The organism is uncultured Flavobacterium sp., from assembly GCF_963975005.1.
Classification (GTDB): domain Bacteria; phylum Bacteroidota; class Bacteroidia; order Flavobacteriales; family Flavobacteriaceae; genus Flavobacterium.
This window is the reverse complement of the sequence record NZ_CAXBFR010000157.1, coordinates 1-5,575: the sequence shown is the minus strand read 5'-3', so window position 1 is coordinate 5,575 and position 5,575 is coordinate 1. Positions and strand designations below refer to the sequence as shown.

The 5,575-nt window shown below is 29.0% G+C and carries 5 protein-coding genes and 1 pseudogene; 2 read left to right on the top strand and 4 right to left on the bottom strand.

The genetic code is table 11. The features are described 5' to 3' along the window. From AACZ53_RS13530 to htpG, 4 genes and pseudogenes are all read right to left on the bottom strand, one after another. A partial coding sequence (locus AACZ53_RS13530; RefSeq protein WP_339839507.1) for an ATP-binding cassette domain-containing protein occupies positions 1-621 on the bottom strand: 621 nt, incomplete at its 3' end. A 164-nt stretch (positions 622-785) separates the two neighbouring features. Beyond that, the gene (locus tag AACZ53_RS13525) at positions 786-1,754 is read right to left on the bottom strand and encodes a transglutaminase domain-containing protein (protein WP_339839504.1); all 969 of its coding nucleotides are present in this window, start codon (positions 1,752-1,754) and stop codon (positions 786-788) included. A 1-nt stretch (position 1,755) separates the two neighbouring features. After that, entirely contained in the window at positions 1,756-2,193 is a 438-nt protein-coding gene (locus AACZ53_RS13520) for a hypothetical protein (RefSeq protein WP_339839501.1), read from the bottom strand. A gap of 139 nt (positions 2,194-2,332) precedes the next feature. Continuing rightward, positions 2,333-4,182 (bottom strand): annotated as a pseudogene (gene htpG / locus AACZ53_RS13515) (molecular chaperone HtpG). A gap of 179 nt (positions 4,183-4,361) precedes the next feature. Between htpG and AACZ53_RS13510 the strand changes: the two are divergent. Both AACZ53_RS13510 and AACZ53_RS13505 read left to right on the top strand, forming a co-directional pair. Further along, positions 4,362-4,832, top strand: coding sequence for a hypothetical protein (locus AACZ53_RS13510; RefSeq protein WP_339839499.1), 471 nt, complete (start codon positions 4,362-4,364; stop codon positions 4,830-4,832). 14 nt (positions 4,833-4,846) lie between these two features. Further along, positions 4,847-5,539 carry an OmpA family protein gene (locus tag AACZ53_RS13505; RefSeq protein WP_339839496.1) on the top strand — a complete coding sequence of 231 codons (693 nt, stop codon included), beginning with the start codon at positions 4,847-4,849 and terminating at the stop codon, positions 5,537-5,539. The last annotated feature ends 36 nt before the right edge of the window (positions 5,540-5,575 follow it).

The following is a 5,575-nucleotide window of genomic DNA, read 5'->3' as shown; positions in this document are numbered from 1 at the left end:
TTTTCCATAACGAAGTACAACTACGTGTGTACAAACTTTTTCGACTTCATCCAATAAATGTGAAGCTAATAAAATCGTTGTTCCTTGAGAAGCAATTAAACGAATTATATCTCTAATTTGACGAATTCCTTGTGGGTCAAGACCGTTTGTAGGTTCATCTAAAATTAATATTTCTGGATCATTTAGTAGGGCAGAAGCAATAGCTAAACGCTGTTTCATCCCTAAAGAAAAAGTTTTGAACTTTGAGTCTTTTCTTTCTACTAAGCCAACTAATTCTAACTTTTCAGCCACTTTAGTAAAAGGAATGTCTTTAATTTTACAAACTAACTCTAAGTTTTCTTGAGCTGTCATGTAAGGATAAAAGTTTGGCCTTTCTATAATTGCACCAACTTTTTTTAAAGCCTCATGCGTTTCCATTGTGCCATTGAACCAAGAAAATTCTCCAGAGGTTTTGTTGACTACGTTTAAAACGATTCCAAGAGTTGTTGATTTTCCTGAACCATTTGGACCTAAAATTCCATATACATTTCCTTTTTGTATTTCAAAAGAGACATTGTTTACCGCATGAATTTTTTTGCCAAATATTTTATTGAGGTTCTTTATTGAAAGTATTGTTTCCAAAGTTTTAGTTTTTAATTGTAAGTATAAGACGTTGGAAAATGGGTTTTGTTACTCGATTTATATAAATGAAAAAAAGTTGACACGAATTACACGAATTTTCACAAATTAATTTGAGTGAATGTGTTTGAAAATTGATGTATTAATTGAATTTAATTTTTAGTGTTTTATATTAATCTTTTATCAATAATTTTTATTCCTTCAGTGCATTGAAAATCTAATTGTTTGACATCTTCTTTATTTGATAAAGGAATAAGGGATTTAGCTTCTTTAAAGTAAGATTTTGCTTTATTTAATTGTTTAATTGTAGATGATTTGTTGTTTAAAATATCAACTCCATAATTAAATAATTCTTCTATTAAACTATTTGGGTTGTTCTTGTTATATGAAAATGTGTTTCTTGCAATTTTTAATAGTAATTCATTTTTATCTAAAAGTAACAATTTATTAATTTCTGTTTTATACTCTATTGTTTCATTTTTTCTAAAACCTTTATTATAACCTTCAACTAAATTAGTAAAAGCTTCTAATTTTATTGGATTATTTAATAATTGAAAGATTGGATCACATGGCAAATGGGTTTCGATAAAAATTTCTCCTTCAGAAAGAAAATATTTAGGGTTTATTTTATTGGTAAAAGTATTGCTAAAGTTTAATGAAGTTGTTGACCAAAACAAATCACATAATAACCAATTTTGGCCAATAAATACAGCATTCCAAGTGTGATTTGGTCGTTCCAACTTATCATTTTCTTTAAAATTAATTGGTTTGATATAACCATCAACTCTAATCGATTTAATATCTAAAAGTTTACAGTATTGATTAAAGATTAATGTGTAATCTTCGCACAAACCTTTACCACTTTTTACCGTTTTTTCTATATTTTGAAGTTCTCCACCATAAAAAAATCTTTCAGAATCTCCTGTTATATTATTATAAGTCCAATGTAATAATATGTTTAGTTGTTCTTTTTGATCATTTGTTGTACTCTTGGCTTTTTTAGCTAAATCATGTAAGCTGTTTATATTACTAAAACTGTCATAATCAATAATAAAAACATCATTATCTTTAGGTTTTTCTTGTGAATGAATTGTCGTTGAAACTAATAAAAAAAGAGCTAGAATTTTTGTTTTCATTTTAATTAATAATTGTAAAACCTTCAGTTTGTTTATTACTTTCTACTTCAATTGTGTTACTTTGAGTTAACATCGTATCAAAATCTACATCTGTGATATCAAAACTAAATTGCGTAACCCATTGATCTGAGATATTAGAATTATCAGATTTTATTTCTTTAGTATCAGAATTTAATGCGTAGGTTTTGTCTTTACCTATAAAGTTGAAAGTAATTCCTTTGTTGGTTTTTATATTTTGTGTTCCAACTACAGTAATATTCAGAAAATGAAATTCAGCTATTTCTTGTACTTTAATCCAAATTCCACCTGTTTCATGACTAGCAATTTTATCCCCAATATAATCTGTGATTTTTTCTTCTGAAATTACATCTACAAGATTTTTTTGAGGAGTTTCTTTACCACTTATTTTTTTGGATATTTTTTTAAAAAGAGAAAACATATTTTGATTTTTGTATTAATAATTCAAAGCTACAAAAAAACCTGCAAGTTTTCACTCACAGGTTTTGATTTTAATAGGATTCCGAGTCAAACTCGGAATAAGTGATTCACAACATTTTTTGCAAAAATGTGTTCTCTACTTATTTTATAGTTTCAAAACTACGTTTTACAAAAGCAGTTAGTTCTTCTCCTTTTAATAAACCTTGAGAAAGTTTGGCTAAATCTAAAGCTTGTTTTACCAAGTTTGCTTTAACCGTTTCGTCTTTCGTATTTAATAATGAAGTTGCGAATTCAGAATTTGTATTTACAATCAAATTGTACATATCTGGGAAATTTCCCATTCCGAACATTCCTCCGCCACCACCAGATTGACTCATTTCTTTCATTCTTCTCATGAATTCTGGTTGAGTTATCATAAACGGTGCAGCATTGCTATCCATTGCTTCTAATTGAACGCTATATTTTTCTTTTGGCACAACCACTTCAATTGAAGTTTTTAGTGTCTCACTTTCCTCGTCTGATAATTTTGAAATTTGAGTATCTTCTTTTTCAATTAATTTATCGATAGCATCACCATCAACACGTGCAAACGTTAAGTTTTCATTGTCACTTTCTAATTTCTGTATTAAATGCGAAACAATCGGACTATCTAATAGCAAAACTTGATACCCTTTGTCTTTTGCAGCAGCAATATAACTGTGTTGTGCTTCTTTGTTTGAAGCATAAAGAATAACTGTTTTTCCGTTTTTGTCAGTTTGTGTGTCTTTTACTTTTTCTTTTAATTCGTCTAAAGTAAAGTAAGTATCATCAACTGTTGGATATAAAGTAAAAGCTCCTGATTTTTCATAGAATTTTGGTTCAGAAAGCATTCCGTATTCCAAAACAATTTTGATATCATTCCATTTTTTCTCGAAATCTTCACGGTTTTCTGTGATTAATGATTTCAATTTACATTTCCATCAGCTTGTAGATAAGAACGAGAAACATTTAAAGGAATATCTGGAGAATCAATTACACCCTTTAACATCGTTAAGAATTCAGGTACAATTCCTTCAACATTATCGGTTACATAAACCTGATTTTGGTATAACTGAATTTTATCTTTTTGCATTTGAATATCAGCAGATAATTTTGGAAAATATAAAATTCCAGTCAAATTAAAAGGATAATCTACATTTAAATGAATGTGAAACAATGGTTCCTCAAATTGCATTGGATACATTTCTCTGTAAAAAGATTTGTAATCAGCATCTGATAATTCAGTTGGTAATTTTGTCCAAGCTGGATTTGGATTATTAATGATATTGTCTACTTCAATTTCTTCTGGTTTAGCATCTTTTTCTGCGTCTTCTGGTAAAGGAATTTGCTCCATTTTTGTTCCAAATTTAATTGGAATAGGCATGAACTTATTATATTTAGATAACAATCCGCCAATTTTACTTTCTTCTAAGAATTCTAAAGAATCTTCAGCAATGTGTAAAATGATTTCTGTTCCTCTTGTAGTTTTATCACTAGAAACTAAAGTGAATTCCGGACTTCCATCACAGGTCCAATGTGCAGCTTGTGCATCTGTATGTGATTTTGTAATTAATTCTACTTTTGAAGCTACCATAAAGGCAGAATAGAACCCTAATCCAAAATGACCAATTACACCTGAATCTTTAGCTGAATCTTTATATTTTTCTAAAAACTCTTCAGCTCCAGAAAAAGCAATTTGGTTGATGTATTTTTCTACTTCTTCAGCAGACATACCTAAACCTTGGTCAATGATGTGTAATTTTTTTCCTTCTTTATCGATTTTTACTTCGATAATCGGATTTCCATATTCTGATTTTGATTCACCAATGCTCGCTAAGTGTTTTAATTTTAAAGTGGCATCGGTTGCATTTGAAATAAGTTCACGCAAGAAAATTTCGTGATCACTATATAAGAACTTTTTGATTAAGGGAAAGATGTTTTCTACTGAAACATTAATTTTTCCTGTTGTCATATTTATTTTTTTTTTAGGTTAAACAATTTGATTTTACAATAGACAAATAGAGTACCAATTGCATTTAATCTGACAAATTGACTGATGTTGGAATTTTGCTACAATAAATCGTAATTTTATAAAGAACATATTAAATTGTGAACTATTTTTGTATAAATAAATTAATAAAATTTTTAATTATGAAAAAGAGAATTTTAATAGTAGTGTTTTCCATTTTGTTATTTGGATGTAAATCACAATCAGTTACCAACACAAATGTTGATAATAAAGTTGAAAGAGTTATAAAAGGAGATTGGACAATTACAAACGTAAGTTTTCCTGGTTCAGATTATATCAAAGTGACTTCTTTTGATTTGGCTGATTCTAAGTGTTTTGTTGGAAGTACTTGGAAATTCGTTTCAAACAATAATAAAGGAACTATGACATTAAATGATGCTAGTTGTATCTCGTTTAGTTCACCTATTACTTGGTATATAAACCAAGAAGGAAATTTTGTAATGAAAATTATAAATGATTATAAAGCAAAAAAAGTAAATCAAGGTTATATTTTAAGAGTAGCTAATGTTACAGAAACAAGCTTTGAATTAATAGATAAAATCAACGTTGGAGGTATAATGAAAGAAGTGACTTACCAATTTCAAAAACAATAATTAAAAATATACATATGAAAAATTCAATACTAAAAAGTTTAAGTTTTATTTTAATAGCAGGAATCGTTTTAACAAGTTGTGAGGCTGCTAAAAACACTAATAAAACACAACGTGGAGCAGCTATTGGAGTTGCAGCTGGAGCAATTTTAGGTGCAGTTATCGGGAATAATGTAAAAGGAGGAAGTTCTGAATTAGGAGCTGTTCTTGGTGGAGTAGTAGGAGGAGTTGCTGGTGGAGTTATCGGTAATAAAATGGACAAACAAGCCAGAGAAATTAAAGAAGCTTTACCAGGAGCTGAAGTTGAAAGAGTTGGGGAAGGGATTAAATTAGTGCTAGGAGAAAATGCAGTTCGTTTTGACACAAGTAAATCAACATTAACAGCACAAGCTCAAGCTAATTTAGATAAATTAATTCCAGTTTTTAAAAGTTATGCTGACACTGATATCACAATTTTTGGATATACTGATAGCACAGGATCTGTTGATTTTAATCAAAAATTATCAGAACAAAGAGCAGCTTCAGTTAAAAATTATTTAGCTGGAAAAGGAATAAGTGTTACTCGTTTTACTACAAAAGGTTTAGGAATAGCTGATCCTATTGCAGATAATGAAACTGTTGATGGAAGAAGTAAAAACAGACGTGTAGAATTTGCTATTACAGCAAATCAGAAAATGATTGATGATGCTGAAAAAGAAGCAGGACAATAATATTACAAACAATTGATTTTAAAAAGACTACTTAGT

Excerpts from the sequence above, each read along its gene's own strand:
- AACZ53_RS13525 (WP_339839504.1), bottom strand. The coding sequence starts at position 1,754 with ATGAAAACAAAAATTCTAGCTCTTTTTTTATTAGTTTCAACGACAATT.
- AACZ53_RS13520 (WP_339839501.1), bottom strand. The coding sequence starts at position 2,193 with ATGTTTTCTCTTTTTAAAAAAATATCCAAAAAAATAAGTGGTAAAGAA.
- AACZ53_RS13510 (WP_339839499.1), top strand. The coding sequence starts at position 4,362 with ATGAAAAAGAGAATTTTAATAGTAGTGTTTTCCATTTTGTTATTTGGA.
- AACZ53_RS13505 (WP_339839496.1), top strand. The coding sequence starts at position 4,847 with ATGAAAAATTCAATACTAAAAAGTTTAAGTTTTATTTTAATAGCAGGA.